Genomic DNA, 18889 nt, shown 5'->3' with positions numbered 1-18889 from the left:
AACCCATTCTGGGTTCTTCTAACGCTGATATTAATCATTTTAAACTACGAAATCATCGCCAAGGTAAACCTTACGAACCTGCTCATTGTCTAAAATTTCTTGTGGTGTTCCTTCTGCGATCACTGAGCCTTCACTTACAATATAAGCTTTCTCACAGATTGCCAGAGTCTCACGAACATTGTGATCCGTAATTAACACACCGATCCCACGATCTTTCAGTGTTTGAATAATTTCTTTAATATCACCCACAGAAATTGGATCTACTCCTGCAAAGGGTTCATCCAATAACATAAATTTCGGATCAGCAGCCAATGCTCGCGCAATTTCAGCACGACGTCGTTCACCACCAGACACACTCATACCTAATGAGTCTTTGATATGACTGATTTTAAAATCACCTAACAACTCATTTAAACGTTGCTGGCGTTGCTGCTTGTTTAAATCTTTCCGTGTTTCCAAAATTGCCATAATATTTTCGGCAATGGTTAGCTTTCTAAAAATTGAAGCTTCCTGTGGTAAATACCCTATACCTTTACGTGCACGCTCATGCATTGCGAGATCAGATAAATCCAAATCATCTAAATGAATTTCGCCTTTATCCATTCGAACTAAACCGACAACCATATAGAAGCTCGTCGTTTTACCTGCCCCATTCGGACCTAATAACCCCACAATTTGTCCACTTTGCATGGTAAAAGACACATCTTTTACCACCCAACGTTTACTATAGTTTTTGGCTAAATGCTTAATACATAAGGTTTGTGGTTGTTGCAGCGATTGTTCCATTAATCACGCGCCCCTGGAAAACTTTTTGAACTAGATGGTGGAATGATAATTTGCACTCGATTTGATGAAGACCCTTGAGCTTCCACATCACCTTTATTCATACTATATTTTAGACTTTCACCACGAATGCTTGAGCCATCCTGATACAGATATGCACGCCCTGTTAAAGTCAGAATACCCGTGTCAGCATTGTAAACAATCTGTTGAGCCTCACCACGTGCCAAACCACGATTTGCATCAATTTGCTGTTGAAATTTAGCCAGTTGACCTTTGGCAGTGATAGTTTGGATTTCTCTTTTACTATTTAAAGTGGCTACGATTGAATCAGCTTGTAGTTTCATCGTACCTTGTTCAATCACAACATTACCAGTATATGTCGTAACACCTGTTTTATCATTATAAGTTGCGCGATCTGCAACCAACGTCAATTGTTGATTACGGTCTGAAGGCAAAGCAAAGCTTGTAGCAGAAGATAAAGCGATGACAGCCATACATGTGAATTGCTTTAAGGAAGTAAAGCGATTATTAAAATTAAGAGTTTGGCGCATACTTTCCTCGAACTTTAAAAAACTCATATTGCCCATCATTCAAATTGGCCTTTAAACCTTGGCTGATAAACTCTGACGATGGCGATTGGATAATCACTTGATGTTGTGTTTCTAACTCTCTAGTTTTTGGATAACCTGTAATTTCATCGGTACGAAATTCCATGTTACCTTGATCAGACAAATTGGTAACAACCACATCTCCTGTCAATATAATTTTATGGTTATCATCATAGCCATTCGCCTGTCGAGCCGAAAAAGTTGCGTCGGCTTTACCCTGCTTGTACATCACAGCACTCAGTTGATCAATCTGAGAGGTTTTTTGCTGCATATCTTGCTGTAATTGTTTAATTTCAGCACGAACATACAAGTTTCCTTGTTCATCCGTTTGAGTTAAATGAACACCGTGCGCCGAATAGGTCATATTCTTCGCAGTATCAACATCTAACTTTTTTGCTTTACCGCTAAAGTAATAAAAACCGCCGCTGACACTCGCAACGGCTATAGCGATAACGTATAAAACTTTGGTATCCATAAACAGGGTTACCTAACCTTGAGCATATCGACTCTATACTTGTATTAATGTGGCACAGCAAGATATTTTTCAAGCAGTTCTTGGTAAACACCTTTTGCCGTCAATAACATATCACATACTTCTCGAACTGCTCCACGACCACCCATCGCCTGTGTGACAAGATGTGCACGGCGACGAACTTCTTCGTGACCATTCGGCACTGTCACACACATACCAGAGATTGAAAATGCAGACAAATCTGGCCAATCATCTCCCATATATAGACAATCTTCAGGAAGAATATTGAATTGTGCACATGCTTCTCGCAATGCAACACCTTTGTCCTCACGACCTTGAAAGACTAAGTCAACACCTAAGTCTGACATACGTTTTTCAACGATATTACTCTTACGGCCAGTAATGATGATAACTTTCATACCAGCTTTTTGAACCAATTTCATACCTAAACCATCACGAATATCGAATGATTTAATTTCATCGCCTGAATTGGTCAATGTCACAAAGCCATCGCTTAAAATCCCATCCACATCCAGCACTAAGGCTTGTAAATGACGTGCTTGTTCTTGTAAAGCATACGATGCCATGGCTTAATTTACTCCAGCTTCAATAAGGTCGTGCATACTAATAACACCAATCACTTTTTTAGAATCATCAACAACAACGAATTGGTTAATTTTCTTCTCATGCATTTTTTCTAAAGCTTCAACCGCACGAGCCTCTTGAGAAATCGTGAGTGGATTCTCTGTCATCACATCAGCGACCACAGCAGTTACATCAAAGCCTTGTTGTCGGTCAATCATACGACGCAAGTCACCATCGGTAAAAATGCCTAACAAAGTATCTTGTTCATCTACGATCGTCGTCAAACCCAAACGTTTATCAGAAATTTCGTATAACACTTTATTCATCGGTGTATCTGGCTTTACTTTCGGTAATTCAGAGCCCGTATGCATCAAATGCTTCACATGTAACAACAATCGTTTACCCAAAGCACCAGCAGGATGTGAACGCGCAAAATCATCAGCGGTAAAGCCACGTGCTTCTAATAATGCAACAGCTAAAGCATCACCCAAAACCAGTGTAGCAGTAGTACTAGACGTCGGTGCCAAACCTAAAGGACAGGCTTCATCTGCCAAACCCAAGGTTAAAGCGACATCTGCATTCTGTGGCATCGGACCTTTATCATCACGACTAATCGTAATTAAAGGTACTCCCAAATGTTTGATCAATGGCATGAGCATCATAATTTCATCACTCTTACCAGAGTTTGAAATCGCAATCAGCACATCACCACGAACCAACATACCAAGATCACCATGACCAGCCTCGCCAGGATGCATGAAAAATGAGGGGGTCCCCGTAGATGCGAATGTCGCTGCCATTTTACGTCCGATATGGCCTGATTTTCCCATACCAGTAACAACGACACGTCCTGAACACTGCAATAGAATTTCACATGCACGATCAAAACGTTCATCGACCTGAGTTGCAAGCACTTCGATTGCTTGTTGTTCAATACGCAAAGTTTCCAATGCACTTTTCTGAAAATTTATAGCTTGTGACATGCGAGTCTGACTCAAAGTAATACTCTATCCACTTGATGATGGATGATTTTAATCGAAAGAATTGTGGAGATTCTAGCACAACTGTAAGTTATACACGTTTCCAAATGTATAAGTTTTCAAGGAAGATGGAGAGACATCTTTTCCAAAAATGAATAATCATAGATGATCAATCTCCCCTATCCATCGAATTAATCTTTTTTCTCTAGACAACTTTATGAAAAATGATGCATACGTTATGATGTAACGCTAATTTTGTAGAGTGTTTGAAAACCCTTATGCAACCTTTTGTTTTATATAACTCTGAGCAACGTAAAAAAGTTGAATTTGTCCCACGTAATGAAGGTCAAATCGATATCTATGTCTGTGGTATGACCGTATACGATTACTGTCACATTGGACATGCTCGCGTTATGGTTGCATTTGACTACATTATCCGTTTCTTACGTAGCCAAGGCTGGAAAGTACGCTATATTCGCAATATCACCGATATTGACGACAAAATCATTGCTCGTGCAAACGAAAATGGTGAAAGTATTCAACAACTCACCGCACGTTTCATTGATGCAATGAATGAAGATGCAGCGAACTTAGGCTGCGTTGCACCTGATGAGGCACCAAAAGCAACCGAGTACATCGATCAAATGCAAAATATGATTAGCACTTTAGTAAATAAAGGTGCTGCTTACCCTGCAAGCAATGGCGATGTCTATTTTGAAGTAAGTAAATTTGAAAAATATGGTCGACTTTCAGGTCGTAAACTCGATGATATGCAAGCAGGTGCTTCTGAACGTGTCGATGTTGAAGTTGAAAAGAAACATCCCTTTGACTTTGTGCTTTGGAAACATGCAAAGGAAAATGAACCTGCTTGGGCATCACCTTGGGGTAAAGGTCGTCCAGGTTGGCATATTGAATGCTCTGCAATGTCAACCTGCTGCTTAGGCAATCACTTTGACATTCATGGTGGCGGTTCAGATCTCATGTTCCCTCATCATGAAAATGAAATTGCGCAAAGCGAAGCAACTACTGGCGAACAATATGTAAATTATTGGATGCATGTTGGATTCATCAATGTCGATGGTGAGAAAATGTCTAAGTCTTTAGGCAATTTCTTTACGATTCGAGATGTGATGGAAAAATTCCATCCTGAAGTGATTCGTTACTTTATTGTCTCATCACATTATCGTAGTCCAGTCAATTTTTCTGATGTTGCTTTAAAAGAAGCTAAAACTGCGTTGAGTCGTTTCTATCATTCATTTAAAGCCTATCAACAAGTGTATGGTCAAAAAACTGTTGATGCTTTAGAGCAAAGTTTTGTTGAACGCTTTAATAATGCAATGTGTGATGATTTCAATACTGCTGAAGCGATGGCTGTTCTTTTTGAGCTGAATAAAGAGTTAAATCGTGCAGTGAAAGAAGAACAAGCAGAACAAGCAGAACAAGCAATGGTTCTCTACTCAACTTTACGCCAGCTCACAAATATTCTAGGTTTAGTTCAACACAATGTAGATGAATTCCTTAAATCTGATATTGGTCAAGATGCCCTTGCGCTTTCTGATACGGATATTGAGGACTTGATCCAACAACGTGTAGATGCAAAAAAAGCCAAAGATTTTGCAAAAGCCGATGGCATTCGTCAATCTTTATTGGATCAAGGTGTGGTTCTAGAAGATACACGTCAGGGAACAATCTGGCGACGTGCTGATTAATTCAACACTTAGCATTATAGAGAGTTGACAGTTGAACGAAACTCTCTATAATGCGTCCTATTGCGGGAATAGCTCAGTTGGTAGAGCATAACCTTGCCAAGGTTGGGGTCGCGAGTTCGAGTCTCGTTTCCCGCTCCAAAATTCAAAAAGCCCTAATCTTTTGATTAGGGCTTTTTTATTGTAGATAAATTTAAAATCATAATATTGATCTTAGATCTGTTTAGCGAATTTAATAGTAGCGATCAAAAGTTAAAATACCCCATGTTTACCAAAGGTTAAATAAACTTACATTCTCCAACTACCCTTTCACGTTAAAAACCCATAACTTAGGACACGAGCATTTCTCGTTATAAGGTTCAATTTAAAATGAAAAAATCAATTATAGCTCTATCTCTCGCCTCTGTTTTTTTAGTTGCATGTAGTAAAAACGACAACACAAAGAACGAGGAGCAGATGCCAACCACTGCTGCCAGCGAAGCAATTGTAGCAGATAACGCACATACAGCAGAAAACTCTTTAGATTGGAATGGCACCTACAAAGGTGTATTGCCTTGCGCTGACTGTGAAGGAATAGAAACAGAACTTGAGCTAAATTCAGATAAAACTTACGAATTAAAAGAAACTTATCTAGGTAAAGGTGATGGTAAACCATTTGAAAGTAAAGGTAGCTTCACCTTCAATAGCGCTAACACATCAATTATTGAGCTTGATCAATCAGGTGATGGACGTAAATATTTCGTTGCTGAAGGTTATTTAAAAGCTCTAGATTTAGAAGGTAATGAAATTACTGGTGAGTTAGCAGATAAATATCAATTAAAGAAAGAAGCTGAGTAGTAAATTTTTAATAAATTAAATTTTCTGAATACTCAATAAAAAAACCCTGCTTATGCAGGGTTTTTTTGAATCAATCAGAAGCGATTAGCCACCGAATTGGTTCATTGTGTTTTTGCTAGCGTCACCAGCTTTAAGTGCATTTTCACCAGCAAAGATTTCTTTGTGATCATCACCGATGTCAGAACCAGCCATTGCTTGGTGTTTAACACATGCGATACCACCGCGGATTTCTTTACGTTGTACGCCAGCAACATAAGCCAACATACCTTCTTCACCGAAGTAACCTTTAGCAAGCTCATGAGTAGAAAGAGCAGCTGTGTGGTAAGTAGGAAGAGTGATCAAGTGGTGGAATACACCTGCTTCACGTGCAGCATCAGCTTGGAAAGTACGGATCTTCTCATCAGCATCAGCAGCCAATTCAGAGGCATCATACTCAGCGCTCATTAATTTAGCACGGTCGTAACCAGAAACATCTTTACCTTCAGCAACCCAACGATCGTAAGCTTGTTGACGGAAGTTTAACGTCCAGTTGAACGATGGAGAGTTGTTATAAACAAGTTTCGCATTTGGAACTTGTTTTTTGATGTCGTTTACGAAACCAGCAATACCAGCAACGTCTGGAGTTGGAGTTTCGATCCAGATCATGTCAGCGCCGTTTTGTAAGCTAGTTACACAGTCAAGTACAACGCGGTCGTGCTGAGTGCCTTCGCGGAACTGGTATAAACCAGAAGCTAAACGAGTTGGACGGTGTAATTTGCCATCACGCTTGATCAGGATTTCATCATCAGCAGCTTCAGAAATATCAATTTCTTTAGTATCTAAGTAGCTGATGTATTGAGAAGCCAAGTCACCTTTCTCTTTAGATACAGGGATCTTTTGAGTTAAGTCAGCGCCTTCAGAGTCAGTACGTGCAACGATAACACCTTCATCAACGCCAAGCTCAAGGAATGCATAACGTACAGCATTGATTTTAGCTAAGAAGTCTTCGTGTGGTACAGTTACTTTACCAGCTTGGTGACCACATTGTTTAGCGTCAGAAACTTGGTTTTCGATTTGGATTGCACATGCACCCGCTTCGATCATTTGTTTAGTTAACAAATAAGTTGCTTCTTCGTTACCGAAACCAGCATCGATATCAGCGATGATTGGCACAACGTGAGATTCGAAGTTGTCGATTTGAGAAATGATTTCAGCAGCTTTAGCAGAATCACCAGCAGCTTCAGCTTTTTGTAAAGCACGGAATAAATCGTTTAATTCTTTCGCATCAGCTTGACGTAAGAATGTATAGATTTCTGCGATCAATTTAGGTACAGAAGTTTTTTCGTGCATAGATTGGTCAGGAAGTGGACCAAATTCTGAACGAAGAGCAGCAACCATCCAACCAGAAAGGTAGATATAACGCTTGCTTGTAGTACCGAAGTATTTTTTGTTTGCAATCATTTTTTGTTGCGCGATAAAACCGTGCCAGCAACCTAATGATTGAGTATATTTGCTATTATCAGCGTCATATTCAGCCATATCTTTACGCATGATAGCAGCTGTATATTTAGCGATGTCTAAACCAGTGTGGAAACGGTTTTGAACCATCATACGAGCAGCATCTTCTGGGCGAATCGCACCCCATGTGCCACCTAATTTTTCTTTAACGGCACGAACGTGCTCTAAAGCTGATTGATATGTCATGATATTTTCCTTTAAGGGATTGGCATCGATTGGACGCTGAAAATCATGCTTCTAATGTCGGCGAGATTTCGAGCAATGCATCAATATGAACACAGCTTAGTCTTTGCCAAGGGATTAATCCAATATTCTAGCTTAATTTTCGGTATTTTCTTAAAAAATATATGTGAGGGCATTTTTCAATACCGCATAAAAACACGAAATAAACATCTGTTTTTAAATTAATTTCAGAAATACGAAAAATCACTTTTTGGGCTAAATTAGCGTTCATTTTTTTTATTTCCAAACATTTTCAGCTTAGTCTCTATGCTTACAATGACACTAAAACTGCGTTGTTAAAGCTAAGTGTCCCCCCTATTTCCGCATTAGGCCAGACTCAGATGCGTCATCCAATAGACTTATCGCCGTCAACGTAAGTAGAAATTTCTAGCTTATTTGTACATCATCATTCGGCTGTTGTTTTTTGTAGTATTAAGTTACACAAATGACTTGAGATATGTCATAATTCATCACAATTCAAGGATTTTATTTTCGGTATTTTTTTTATGAATCTGGAGCGAGTCGATCTTAATTTATTAATTTATCTTGACGTACTTCTTCGTGAAAAAAATGTCACCCGAGCTGCTGAACAACTCGGTGTCACTCAGCCAGCTATGAGTAATATTTTACGTCGATTACGTAATTTATTTAATGATCCACTCTTGATTCGATCATCTGAAGGGATGACCCCGACAGAACGCGCATTGGAATTACAACCTCGTATTCGTGATGCGCTGTCTGATCTTTCCATGATTCTTGAGCCTCGAACAGAGTTTCGCCCATATACCAGTAATCGCGTATTCCGCATCATGACATCCGATTATGCTGAGGCGACTTTAGTTCCGCGTTTAGTTAAAGCATTACGTTCAGAAGCACCAAACGTAGTACTCGACTTTTTAACCCCAAGTGATGTGTCCTATCGTGACATGGAACAAGGTAAAGTTGATTTAGCGATTAATCGCTTCAATGAAATTCCACAAAGTTTCCATCAAGTTTTGGTATGGCGTGACAGCTTTAGTTGTATTTTAAATGATAAGCACCCTGCCGTTCAGCATTTAAATCTTAAAAGTTATTTAGATGCACAACATATTTGGGTATCGAAAACAGGTATGGGCGTCGGTTTCGGTGTCAATCCTGATAAACAAGCTGGTTTAGGTTGGATTGATCAAGCCCTTGAGCGAATTGGGCAACGCCGTAAGATTTCCGTGTTTACACGACATTATCAAATGCCAGCACTCTTAGCACAAAATGTAGATCTAATTGCAACCTTACCAACTCGTATGGCACAGCTTCAAACACAAAACCCAAGATTGGTCATCAAAGATCCTCCATTTTACATTCCTGAATTCGAATTAAAAATGGCTTGGTGTCCTTTACTTCATCATCACCCAGCCCATCGCTGGTTAAGACAACTGATTTTATTCGTAGCTCGCCAAATGATTGAGGAAGAAAATCGAGAATTTTTATTAAATAACTCTCAATTTTCACAGTACTAAAATTAACGATAAAAGATGAACAACGTCGAGTTAATCTAAAGATTAACTTGACAACTTTTTTATGTTAAAACATTAATATAATAATGATTCAAATTCAGGTGACGTGTGAGTCTCGTTCAAAATATCATTATCATCGCAATGCTGATTATTGCAGCTGGTTTCTTATCTCTCACCGAAATTGCACTAGCAGGTGCGCGAAAAGTTAAACTTAAAATTCTAGCCGAATCAGGTGAACATCGCGCGCAAAAGGTTCTGGATCTGCAAGAGCAATCCGCAGACTTTTTTGCTGCATCTCAAATTGGATTAAATGCAGTTGCAATCTTGGGCGGTATTTTAGGTGAAGCTGCCTTTCGCCCTTTTTTCGTAGATTTGATTGGTCGTTTTTATACAGGCGCATGGTTAGAAACCATAGGTTTTGCACTCTCTTTTACATTCGTTACTTCACTATTTATTTTATTTGCTGATTTAATGCCAAAACGTCTGGCAATGATTGCACCTGAAAAAATTGCAATTAGTGTGATTGAACCTATTCAAATTTTTATTAAAGTTTGCAAACCCCTGGCTTGGGGAATTAATGCCATCGCAAACCTATTGTTTAGGCTATTTAAGGTAAATACCACACGCGATGACAATATCACTTTCGATGATATCTCTGCTGTCATGGATGCAGGTGCTCAAGCAGGCGTTTTACAAAAGCAAGAACATCATTTCATTGAAAATGTATTTGAACTCGAAGAACGTACTGTACCCTCGAGTATGACCACACGTGAAAATGTTGTGTACTTTACACTCAAAGAAAATGAGAGCAGTATTCGCCAAAAATTAGCAGAATACCCTTATTCAAAATTTTTAGTATGTAATGAACACATTGATCAAGTCATTGGTTATGTTGATACAAAAGATATTCTTGTTCGTATTTTAAACAATCAATCCTTACTTCAGTTAAATGAATCAACGATTCGTAATGTTCTGATTATTCCAGATACACTCACTCTTTCTGAGCTACTTGATCGTTTCCGCTCGACTAAAGAAAAGTTTGCAGTCGTTATCAATGAATATGCATTGGTTGTGGGTGTTATTACGCTCAGCGATATCATGATTACCGTCATGGGTGATTGGGTTACACCTATGGAAGAAGACCAGCAAATTATTAAGCGCGATAACCATTCGTGGTTAATCGATGGAAGCACACCAATCGAAGATGTGAAACATGTCTTAGAGATAGAGGAGTTTCCCGAAAACGAGAACTATGAAACGATCGCAGGCTTTATTATGTACCGTCTTCGTAAAATCCCTCGCCCTGCAGATGCGGTCGAATATGCAGGCTTTAAATTTGAAGTCGTTGACATTGACCATTACAAAATTGACCAACTGCTTGTCACGCAAATTCTCTCAAACCAAGAGAATGACAACCTCCCAATAAAAGAAGAATAATCATTTGCACAGCAAGCTTTCTCCAAGCTTGCTGTGTTATTGCATTACAAACCAAATCAAAATGACCAGTATCAGAAAAATCACAACAAAAACTTTCAGCCCACTTTGACTTCGTTGAGTCAACTGTTCCTTAATTCGTGTTTGTTCTTGAGGATGATCATTTAGATATTGATCAATAAGATCTTTGGATTCTTTTAACCCCAGTCCAGTTTTCTCACGAGTGATCTTAATCGCGTGTATTAATTGCCCATCGCGCAGCATTTGCAGCGCTTCTGGAGGAATTTTATGAGGTAAGTTCATAAAGTTAACAATCCTTGTTATTTTAAATGAATCACTGATTGTCGTATGTTAATTCCCGCCATATAGCGAGATTAACTCATCTAAAGTGGCTTGGTAATGAATCAATATATCTTCAGCCAAAATCTTATAAGCATTGTCAAATTGAACCATTGGCCAACCTTCTTTCCAAAATGGAAAAATATTGTGTAAACCCTCAGTTACGATTGCATCTTCACGCGTGATTGCTTGTGCAATTTGAGCCAATACTTGTGCCGTTTCTGCTCCGTCAATTGCGAGATAATCGATACCACGTACTTTTAAAATGCGGATACGATCTTTCTTATAACGAATCTTTTTAGCCTGCCCTGCATTTAAACCTAAAGCTAAAGTAACAGCTTCAACAAATTTTTCTTCAAAGCTTGTATTTAATGCAACCAAAGCCAGTTTGTGCGCTTCTTGGCGACCTGCTTTCCCCCCATTACGAATGATCTCTTTGGCTTCAACATCTAGCTCATCTTTTTTCATAGACTGTAAAATGTCTAAAATTTCGATATCGCTTAAAGATTCAGGAGATTGCTCAGTCATGGGAGTCCAAATACAAAAAATATGAACTGATATTGTCTCATAAAAGCAACCGTAAAAGAAAATTAAAAGGTCAAACTTCTCGCTAAAATAGGCTCTCTACTTATTTGATCTATTTTATATATTTCCTCACCGTCAACTCAGGATCAAAAACAAAAAAAGCCCACCTAAATGGTGAGCTTTATTAAACTAACTTAATCAATTAAAGACGAACTAATTCGACTATTTTATCAGCAGCCTCTTCAGCAGTTTCAGCAGCAATATCGGTATCAGTTCCTTCAATAGTCGTAGTAATCACCACCACACCTGTTTCACGTAACAGATTGATTTGATCAATAGCTAAATTTGCTCTAGCAATCGCAACCACACCTTGTTGGATCAATAAGCTTTCTAATGCTTGTGCATTCTCGATTAACTGTGCAGAAACACCAATCACAGCAGGTTTCTGACCTAAACGAGCAGCACGATCTTCTGCAGTAACTGGATTGCTATGCGCAGTCCACTCAACAGCAGCTTCAACCATACCTGCACCAACGGTCACGTTGCTTAAACGGTCAATAAAGATAAATGAACCTGTATAACGACTGTCTTGGTATTGATCAAATACAACTGGCGCATCAAACTCAATCACAACATCCGCAATTGCATTCAACTCAAGCTCTTCAACCTGAGTGTGCTCAAGTGTATTTACATTGACACGGAAATTAATTGCAGTGACTTTTGCAGGAACAGTTTGAGTGCCGATTTTGACGTTGTAGAGCTTACCTTTAACCAAAGGGTGCTCGGTCATCCAAACCACTGATGCACGAACACTACGAGAAATTAACGGTTGCTCACCGGTACGAACCAATACATTACCGCGTGAAATATCAATTTCATCATTTAATGTTAAGGTAACAGCTTGACCAGCGCCTGCTTTTTCAAGATTGCCATCAAAAGTCACAATCTCTTTAACTGTTGATTTCTTCCCAGATGGAAGTGCAACAATTTCATCACCAATATTAATCTCACCCAGTGCGATCGTGCCCGCAAAACCACGGAAATCAAGGTTTGGACGATTCACATATTGAACAGGGAAACGAAATTCATGTTTATTCGATTCACGCTTAATTTCCACTGATTCAAGAATATCCATCAGCGTTTGACCTTTGTACCAAGGTGTACTTACAGATGGATTTACAACGTTATCGCCATTAAGTGCTGAAATTGGAACAAAGACAATATTTTCAGGACGACGGTTACCTAATTGATTTACAAACGCATCGTATTCAACTTGAATTTCATTGAATCGAGCTTCTGAGAACTCGACTAAATCCATTTTATTAATCGCAACTACGATATTTTTAATACCGAGTAAACTTGCAATAAAGGTATGACGACGTGTCTGTGTTTGCACACCATAACGAGCATCAATCAAGATAATCGCAAGGTCAGCAGTTGAAGCACCTGTTGCCATATTGCGGGTATATTGCTCATGGCCCGGTGTATCAGCAATGATAAATTTACGTTTTTCAGTCGAAAAATAACGATACGCGACATCAATGGTAATGCCTTGCTCACGCTCTGCTTGTAAACCATCTACAAGCAATGCTAAATCAGGTGCCTCTCCTGTCGTACCCACTTTTTTACTATCACGTGTTACCGCTTGCAATTGATCTTCGTAGATCAATTTTGAGTCATAAAGTAAACGACCAATAAGTGTTGATTTACCATCATCGACGTTTCCGCAGGTCAAAAAGCGCAGAAGGTCTTTATTTTCGTGCTGTTTTAAATATGCCAAAATATCTTGGCTAATAAGATCTGATTGATGAGACATTGCTCAAAACTCCACAAAATTTGAAATCGAATTTCCTAAACGAAATTAGAAGTAACCTTCCTGCTTTTTCTTTTCCATCGAGCCAGCTTCATCATGGTCAATCATACGACCTTGACGTTCTGAACTGGTGGCCAACAGCATTTCTTGGATAATTTCAGGTAATGTATCCGCCTCAGACTCAACTGCACCTGTTAATGGATAACAGCCTAATGTACGGAAACGTACCGATTTCATTTGTGGGACTTCACCTTCTTTCAAACGCATACGCTCATCATCCACCATGATAAGAGTACCACTGCGCTCTACCACTGGACGTACGGCAGAGAAATAAAGAGGAACGATTTGAATACTTTCTAGATAGATATATTGCCAAATATCTAACTCAGTCCAGTTAGATAACGGGAATACACGAATACTTTCACCTTTGTTTACTTTACCATTGTAAAGATTCCAAAGTTCTGGACGTTGGTTTTTAGGATCCCAGCGATGCTTCGTATCACGGAATGAATAAACACGTTCTTTCGCTCGTGATTTTTCTTCATCGCGACGTGCGCCACCAAAAGCAGCATCAAACTGGTATTTATCCAAGGCTTGTTTTAAGCCCTGAGTTTTCATGATGTCTGTATATTTAGAACTACCATGATCAAATGGATTGATGCCTGCCTCACGCCCTTCAACATTTTGATGAACGATCAGATCAAAGCCATGCGTTTTCGCCATGTTATCGCGAAAAGCAATCATGTCCTTAAATTTCCAACCTGTATCTACATGTAGTAATGGGAATGGGAGTTTCGCAGGATAAAATGCTTTAAGTGCAAGATGCAACATCACTGCAGAGTCTTTACCAATCGAGTAAAGCATCACAGGATTTTCGAATTCAGCCGCGACTTCACGAATGATATGAATACTTTCAGCCTCAAGTTGCTTGAGGTGCGTTAATCTATTCTCAGTCATGTACACTTACCTCCTTATCCATGTTACCCATAAAATCTATAAGTGGTTTTACACCACCACTTGGAAGACCGTGTGGAGGAACGAGTGCCATAACAACTCCAATTTTTCATGATATCAATATGCTTACTAACTTACTTTTTCATCAGCTAGCAAAGTTTATTCATTATAATAATTTAGAACGAGTTCTTTAGCTTGTTTTTTCATATAAATATGCAAAATTGTGATATGTAAAGAATAATAAAATCTACAAAATATTCCCCAATTCACATGATTCACTCCAAACAAAAAAGAGGCCTCTATAGACCTCTTTTCACAATACTTTCAAATTAGAAACAGAACATATTTTTTTCTAATGGAATTTCTACACCAACAGAAACACCACCATCACTACCATTCACATCAGAATCACTCACCCAACCATTTACCTTTAATGGGATTGTTGGTTTGACATAATGAGTCCAAGTGATATCTAAACCTTTGATCTTATCTGATTTAGGGAATGCTGCATTATTTAACTCTACGCGCTGTGTTTGGCTAACGTTTGCATACAACACTCGTCCACTTAAGCGATTCATCGTATCAAAACGAATATCCCCACCAACGGAATACATTTGTCCATCACCACCCATAGCATGCCCTAATGGGAAACCATGTTGGTAGTAGCCATCTCTGTAAATATGATGATTATAGGAAATGCCTTTTGCCTCTCCATTTGTACGCGTATCCGCCCATTCTGCATATAACTGGTACGGCATATTGTTATAGCTTGATGAGAAATCAGCACCACCTAGATACAGATATTTTGCAGGTAAACCACCAGCTTCATCTTCGCCAACGAATTGGGTATAGAAGCTAATTGGTACACCCCATAACGGCTGTAAGAACAAACGAGCATCAAAGCCTGCAATCTGATTGGCAGGATCAGGTTTACCTCGACCACCGTTATCTCTCGTTCCTAACATTGCATCCCATAAAGAACTAAAGCTCTCAGGACGCCCATCCCCACCCCATTGGATTGCACGTGAAGCACCAATTTCCAGAGCTTGGAACGGACGCGCTGTGAATCGAAGACCGATTAGCTTTGTATCTGGAATTGCTTCATAGTCATCTAATTGTCCTGCAAAGGCTTGATATTGCCATGGTCCAATCCAAGACAACCATTTCGTTTCAAATGCATTTTGTACTGCACGTTGAACCGTGACACCGTAAACTGGACGGCTGGCATCACCACGAATCAAGCTACCGTCGTGTCCTGGTCCCCAATATGTAGGAATTTGACCAGCAATGACCCATTGATTCCAAAGCTTTCCTGCAATATATGAACCTTCAACGTTGACATCATTACCATTGTCAATCAAAGGATCTTTTTCAGCATTCACCCGGATTTTTGCATCCCAATTTTCACCGCCAGCGTTGAACTCTAAAGCAGCTTGATACTGGGACTTTTGACTATCACCAAAAGCCTGAGGCACAGTTTTAAGATCAGTACCTGCATGTAACCCTACTTTTGCTGTTGCATTGTCCGCAGCAATCGCATGCATAACAGAGTCGATAACATTCTGTTGTGCTTTATTGGTTACTTGAGCTTGTGATAAAGCGCGTTTAATCTCATCTCCACTCATTGGCCAAGTTGAAGTACTGATTTGAATTACGCCTTGTTGGTTTAACCAATTCAAGTCTGTGCGTAAGTTTTCATCGTTTAACACAATACCTTGCGCAAATACAGCGGAAGAGAGAGACGCCAATAATGCGACATAAAGCGATTTTTTTAAAAACATATCCAGACTGTTCTCAAATTTATTTATGAGCACATCATCGTTTTTTTACAGGTTGTTTTCAATCACCAAACCGAACAATTACATTTCTTAACGTAGAATGCAAAAAAAGACCACTTATAAAAGTGGTCTTTGATGTTCCGCATAACTCGAAAATTAGTCTTTACGGCGCATATGTGGGAACAACAACACATCACGGATACTTGGTGCATTAGCAAATAGCATTACCAAACGGTCAATACCAATTCCTTCGCCCGCTGTTGGAGGTAAACCGTATTCAAGCGCTTCGATAAAGTCCGCATCGTAATGCATTGCTTCATCATCACCCGCATCCTTTTCCGCAACTTGAGCTTGGAAACGTTCAGCTTGATCAATTGGGTCATTTAACTCTGAGAAGCCATTCGCTAACTCACGACCGCCAATAAAGAATTCAAAACGATCAGTGATATGTGGATTCTCATCATTACGGCGCGCAAGTGGTGATGTTTCAGCTGGATATTCAGTGATGAATGTTGGCTGACGTAACTTGGTTTCTACAGTTTCTTCAAATACGATCGTTTGTAACTTACCTAAACCAAAACCTGGTTTCACTTGCTCTTTCAATACCTCTTGAGTAAATTTCGCCAAGAATTCACGATCATTGACATTTTCAGGTGTGAAATCAGGGTTATGCTCAAGAATGGCATCGAACATTGAAATCTTCTTAAATGGGCCTTTGAAGCTATAAACTTCTTCGCCATAAGGCACATCAGTTGTACCTAAAATATCAATTGCCAATTTCTCAAGCATGTTTTCCGTAAGTTCCATCAAGTCTTTATAATCTGCATAAGCTTGATAAAACTCAATCATGGTAAATTCAGGGTTATGACGTGTTGAAACCCCTTCATTACGGAAGTTACGGTTAATTTCAAACACACGCTCAAAACCACCTACAACCAAGCGTTTTAAATACAACTCAGGAGCAATACGCAAATAAAGTTCCATGTCTAACGCATTATGATGAGTCACAAATGGTTTTGCAGAAGCACCACCCGGAATGACATGCATCATCGGTGTTTCTACTTCCATGAAACGTTCATTTGTTAAGAATGCGCGGATACCTGCTACAACTTTGGCGCGAATCTCAAAAGTTTTACGTGTTTCTTCGTTTACGATCAAATCTAAGTAACGTTTACGATATTTCGCTTCAGTATCGGTTAAACCATGAAACTTATCTGGAAGTGGACGAAGCGATTTAGTAAGCAACTCAAAAGCTTCAAGGTGCACATATAAATCACCTTTCCCAGAACGTCCGATATAACCTTCAGCTGCAATAATATCACCAAGGTCTAAACTTTTAATTGTCTCTAGAACATCTGCTGGTAAACCTTTACGATCAACATAAAGTTGGATACGACCTGTCATATCCTGAATCACAATAAATGATCCACGGTTAAGCATGACACGACCAGCAACTTTTACATAAACTTTTTCAGCACCTTCGATTTGCGCTTTATCCTGATCTTTAAATTGTTCTTGTAAATCTGCCGTATAGTGTTCACGTTTAAATGTATTAGGCCAAGGACTCTTACCTGTTTGTTTAGCAGTCTCTTGAATTTGCTTTAATTTGGCATGACGCTGTGCGATTAAATCGTTTTCGGAAAGTGTTTGTTCAGAAGTCGATTGAGCGTTTTGTTGCGTCATCTCTGCCTCGGTTTAAGTAAAAATAAAGGCACATAGAATAGCAGATCGCAAAACATTTTCGTATCTTTTCGACCTGACATTCTTGAAAAAAGCGTATATTTATCAGTTTTTCTTGTTTTTTCCACGAGGATTTTTAGCGATATCTATACTCTAATTTTACTTAACTTTCTGACATTTGTTTAATCGCTTCCAAGCCTTGCTTAAACCCTTTATCCATCATTTCAATGTATTCAGGCTGCACATCCACTTCGACATGTAGTTCAGTATCTGCGCCTGATTCAAGCAGAAAATATTTTTCCAAAGTTCCAGCCCATGACTTTACCTCATCACTCTCTAAGTCTTCTTGACCATTTTGAATGATACCGAGATGCTTAAAGATCAATTGTTTCGGTTCTTCAATGCTTGCAATTGTCGAAATCATTCCATTGCCTTCCCCATCTAAGAAATAGGTCTTACCATCAACCTTCCAATCACTTTGCATCGTTGAACTGGGTGAAAAGAATTTTGTCCAAGCCTGATAACTGTCAAGAGTCCAAAGTACATCCCATACTTTTTGTTGAGGGGCATGAATTTTTATGCTGTATACCAAGGTTTCCATATGTTTAATTCTCTAATAATTAACACTCAAAATATGATACCGCTTGTTCAAATGTTTATTTTTTATTCACACCAATTTTATACGTTTCGATATTTTCAATTACATTCACGAAGAATGACACGAATAAATTTAGAGCAATTGCTCAAATAACAAGACTTTCGGCTTGAATTGCCATATCTCTTTTTTTATAAATGATTAAACTCTTGCATTTACTTTACTTAAATGTCGTTCTGCGTAAAAATCTAACTCCCGATCAACACAAGTTAGTACTATATTGCAGCGATCGTAGCGACATTATGGAACAGTTTTACTGAAAGGCAATTTGAGCATACCTATCAGTTTGGAGAGTCACATGAAAAAATATCAATGTATCGTTTGTGGTTGGATTTACGACGAAGCAGAAGGTTGGCCACAAGACGGCATTGCAGCAGGTACTAAATGGGAAGATATTCCTGATGATTGGACTTGCCCAGATTGCGGTGTTTCAAAAGCCGATTTTGAAATGATTGAAATCTAAGATTGTCAAAAAGACCATGCTTACATGGTCTTTTTTCTTTAGTTTAATTTTTATATAAAAAATGT

18 protein-coding genes and 1 tRNA gene are annotated in these 18889 nt (G+C 39.0%); 6 read left to right on the top strand and 13 right to left on the bottom strand.

Translation table 11 applies throughout. The annotated features are described in order from the left end of the window. Positions 1–39 precede the first annotated feature (39 nt). The 5 genes from lptB to F927_RS10990 are packed head-to-tail and all read right to left on the bottom strand — an operon-like array spanning position 40 to position 3431. Positions 40–786 (bottom strand): LPS export ABC transporter ATP-binding protein, encoded by a 747-nt coding sequence (lptB, locus tag F927_RS11010; protein WP_005084652.1) that lies wholly within the window; start codon positions 784–786, stop codon positions 40–42. After that, positions 786–1334 carry a lipopolysaccharide transport periplasmic protein LptA gene (gene lptA / locus F927_RS11005; protein ID WP_005084650.1) on the bottom strand — a complete coding sequence of 183 codons (549 nt, stop codon included), beginning with the start codon at positions 1332–1334 and terminating at the stop codon, positions 786–788. Before lptA ends, lptB begins: the two co-directional genes overlap by 1 nt. Further along, complete coding sequence (gene lptC, locus F927_RS11000) at positions 1318–1866, bottom strand: LPS export ABC transporter periplasmic protein LptC (protein WP_005084648.1); 549 nt, start codon at positions 1864–1866, stop codon at positions 1318–1320. The genes lptA and lptC overlap by 17 nt, the downstream gene beginning before the upstream one ends. 44 nt (positions 1867–1910) lie before the next feature. Continuing rightward, positions 1911–2450, bottom strand: a complete 540-nt coding sequence (locus F927_RS10995) for a KdsC family phosphatase (protein ID WP_004639946.1) — start codon at positions 2448–2450, stop codon at positions 1911–1913. Between the two features lie 3 nt (positions 2451–2453). Next, on the bottom strand, positions 2454–3431 hold the full coding sequence (locus F927_RS10990; protein WP_005084646.1) for a KpsF/GutQ family sugar-phosphate isomerase: 978 nt from the start codon (positions 3429–3431) through the stop codon (positions 2454–2456). Positions 3432–3706: 275 nt separating this feature from the next. On the opposite strand from F927_RS10990, the gene cysS reads away from it, so the two are divergent. The 3 genes from cysS to F927_RS10975 all read left to right on the top strand — a co-directional run bounded on the left by cysS (position 3707) and on the right by F927_RS10975 (position 5971). Further along, a complete protein-coding gene (cysS, locus tag F927_RS10985) occupies positions 3707–5137 on the top strand; it encodes a cysteine--tRNA ligase (protein WP_005084644.1) in 1431 nt (476 codons plus the stop codon). A 62-nt stretch (positions 5138–5199) separates the two neighbouring features. Beyond that, positions 5200–5275, top strand: a tRNA-Gly gene (locus tag F927_RS10980). A 228-nt stretch (positions 5276–5503) separates the two neighbouring features. Then, positions 5504–5971: a copper resistance protein NlpE gene (locus F927_RS10975; protein ID WP_026057262.1), complete on the top strand. Its 468-nt coding sequence runs from the start codon at positions 5504–5506 to the stop codon at positions 5969–5971. Between the two features lie 84 nt (positions 5972–6055). On the opposite strand, the gene F927_RS10970 is transcribed toward F927_RS10975, so the two are convergent. After that, positions 6056–7657 (bottom strand): isocitrate lyase, encoded by a 1602-nt coding sequence (locus F927_RS10970; protein WP_026057263.1) that lies wholly within the window; start codon positions 7655–7657, stop codon positions 6056–6058. Between the two features lie 539 nt (positions 7658–8196). On the opposite strand from F927_RS10970, the gene F927_RS10965 reads away from it, so the two are divergent. Both F927_RS10965 and F927_RS10960 read left to right on the top strand, forming a co-directional pair. Beyond that, a complete protein-coding gene (locus tag F927_RS10965) occupies positions 8197–9186 on the top strand; it encodes a LysR family transcriptional regulator (RefSeq protein ID WP_005084639.1) in 990 nt (329 codons plus the stop codon). A 105-nt stretch (positions 9187–9291) separates the two neighbouring features. Then, positions 9292–10620 carry a polyamine export protein PaeA gene (locus F927_RS10960; protein ID WP_005084636.1) on the top strand — a complete coding sequence of 443 codons (1329 nt, stop codon included), beginning with the start codon at positions 9292–9294 and terminating at the stop codon, positions 10618–10620. A gap of 36 nt (positions 10621–10656) precedes the next feature. On the opposite strand, the gene F927_RS10955 is transcribed toward F927_RS10960, so the two are convergent. The 7 genes from F927_RS10955 to F927_RS10925 form a co-directional block, all read right to left on the bottom strand. Then, positions 10657–10920: a ribosomal protein L7/L12 gene (locus F927_RS10955; protein ID WP_005084635.1), complete on the bottom strand. Its 264-nt coding sequence runs from the start codon at positions 10918–10920 to the stop codon at positions 10657–10659. 48 nt (positions 10921–10968) lie between these two features. Then, positions 10969–11484, bottom strand: a complete 516-nt coding sequence (locus F927_RS10950) for a hypothetical protein (RefSeq protein WP_004639959.1) — start codon at positions 11482–11484, stop codon at positions 10969–10971. A gap of 199 nt (positions 11485–11683) precedes the next feature. Continuing rightward, positions 11684–13297, bottom strand: a complete 1614-nt coding sequence (gene cysN / locus F927_RS10945; RefSeq protein ID WP_005084633.1) for a sulfate adenylyltransferase subunit CysN — start codon at positions 13295–13297, stop codon at positions 11684–11686. 45 nt (positions 13298–13342) lie between these two features. Then, a complete protein-coding gene (cysD, locus tag F927_RS10940; RefSeq protein ID WP_004639965.1) occupies positions 13343–14251 on the bottom strand; it encodes a sulfate adenylyltransferase subunit CysD in 909 nt (302 codons plus the stop codon). 326 nt (positions 14252–14577) lie between these two features. Next, positions 14578–16029: a capsule assembly Wzi family protein gene (locus F927_RS10935; RefSeq protein ID WP_005084628.1), complete on the bottom strand. Its 1452-nt coding sequence runs from the start codon at positions 16027–16029 to the stop codon at positions 14578–14580. A gap of 153 nt (positions 16030–16182) precedes the next feature. Next, the gene (gene lysS / locus F927_RS10930) at positions 16183–17709 is read right to left on the bottom strand and encodes a lysine--tRNA ligase (protein ID WP_005084627.1); all 1527 of its coding nucleotides are present in this window, start codon (positions 17707–17709) and stop codon (positions 16183–16185) included. A gap of 160 nt (positions 17710–17869) precedes the next feature. Continuing rightward, positions 17870–18307 carry an SRPBCC family protein gene (locus tag F927_RS10925; protein ID WP_005084625.1) on the bottom strand — a complete coding sequence of 146 codons (438 nt, stop codon included), beginning with the start codon at positions 18305–18307 and terminating at the stop codon, positions 17870–17872. Positions 18308–18659: 352 nt separating this feature from the next. Between F927_RS10925 and rubA the strand changes: the two genes are divergently transcribed. Then, positions 18660–18824: a rubredoxin RubA gene (gene rubA, locus F927_RS10920; protein ID WP_000760495.1), complete on the top strand. Its 165-nt coding sequence runs from the start codon at positions 18660–18662 to the stop codon at positions 18822–18824. Positions 18825–18889 lie beyond the last annotated feature (65 nt).

Source organism: Acinetobacter haemolyticus CIP 64.3 = MTCC 9819, from assembly GCF_000369065.1.
Classification (GTDB): domain Bacteria; phylum Pseudomonadota; class Gammaproteobacteria; order Pseudomonadales; family Moraxellaceae; genus Acinetobacter; species Acinetobacter haemolyticus.
This window is presented reverse-complemented; position numbering and strand designations above follow the sequence as displayed.

Bases quoted from the DNA above. Each gene is read 5' to 3' on its own strand.
- lptB (WP_005084652.1), bottom strand. From the start codon at position 786: ATGGAACAATCGCTGCAACAACCACAAACCTTATGTATTAAGCATTTA.
- lptA (WP_005084650.1), bottom strand. From the start codon at position 1,334: ATGCGCCAAACTCTTAATTTTAATAATCGCTTTACTTCCTTAAAGCAA.
- lptC (WP_005084648.1), bottom strand. From the start codon at position 1,866: ATGGATACCAAAGTTTTATACGTTATCGCTATAGCCGTTGCGAGTGTC.
- F927_RS10995 (WP_004639946.1), bottom strand. From the start codon at position 2,450: ATGGCATCGTATGCTTTACAAGAACAAGCACGTCATTTACAAGCCTTA.
- F927_RS10990 (WP_005084646.1), bottom strand. From the start codon at position 3,431: ATGTCACAAGCTATAAATTTTCAGAAAAGTGCATTGGAAACTTTGCGT.
- cysS (WP_005084644.1), top strand. From the start codon at position 3,707: ATGCAACCTTTTGTTTTATATAACTCTGAGCAACGTAAAAAAGTTGAA.
- F927_RS10975 (WP_026057262.1), top strand. From the start codon at position 5,504: ATGAAAAAATCAATTATAGCTCTATCTCTCGCCTCTGTTTTTTTAGTT.
- F927_RS10965 (WP_005084639.1), top strand. From the start codon at position 8,197: ATGAATCTGGAGCGAGTCGATCTTAATTTATTAATTTATCTTGACGTA.
- F927_RS10955 (WP_005084635.1), bottom strand. From the start codon at position 10,920: ATGAACTTACCTCATAAAATTCCTCCAGAAGCGCTGCAAATGCTGCGC.
- F927_RS10950 (WP_004639959.1), bottom strand. From the start codon at position 11,484: ATGACTGAGCAATCTCCTGAATCTTTAAGCGATATCGAAATTTTAGAC.
- cysN (WP_005084633.1), bottom strand. From the start codon at position 13,297: ATGTCTCATCAATCAGATCTTATTAGCCAAGATATTTTGGCATATTTA.
- cysD (WP_004639965.1), bottom strand. From the start codon at position 14,251: ATGACTGAGAATAGATTAACGCACCTCAAGCAACTTGAGGCTGAAAGT.
- F927_RS10935 (WP_005084628.1), bottom strand. From the start codon at position 16,029: ATGTTTTTAAAAAAATCGCTTTATGTCGCATTATTGGCGTCTCTCTCT.
- lysS (WP_005084627.1), bottom strand. From the start codon at position 17,709: ATGACGCAACAAAACGCTCAATCGACTTCTGAACAAACACTTTCCGAA.
- F927_RS10925 (WP_005084625.1), bottom strand. From the start codon at position 18,307: ATGGAAACCTTGGTATACAGCATAAAAATTCATGCCCCTCAACAAAAA.
- rubA (WP_000760495.1), top strand. From the start codon at position 18,660: ATGAAAAAATATCAATGTATCGTTTGTGGTTGGATTTACGACGAAGCA.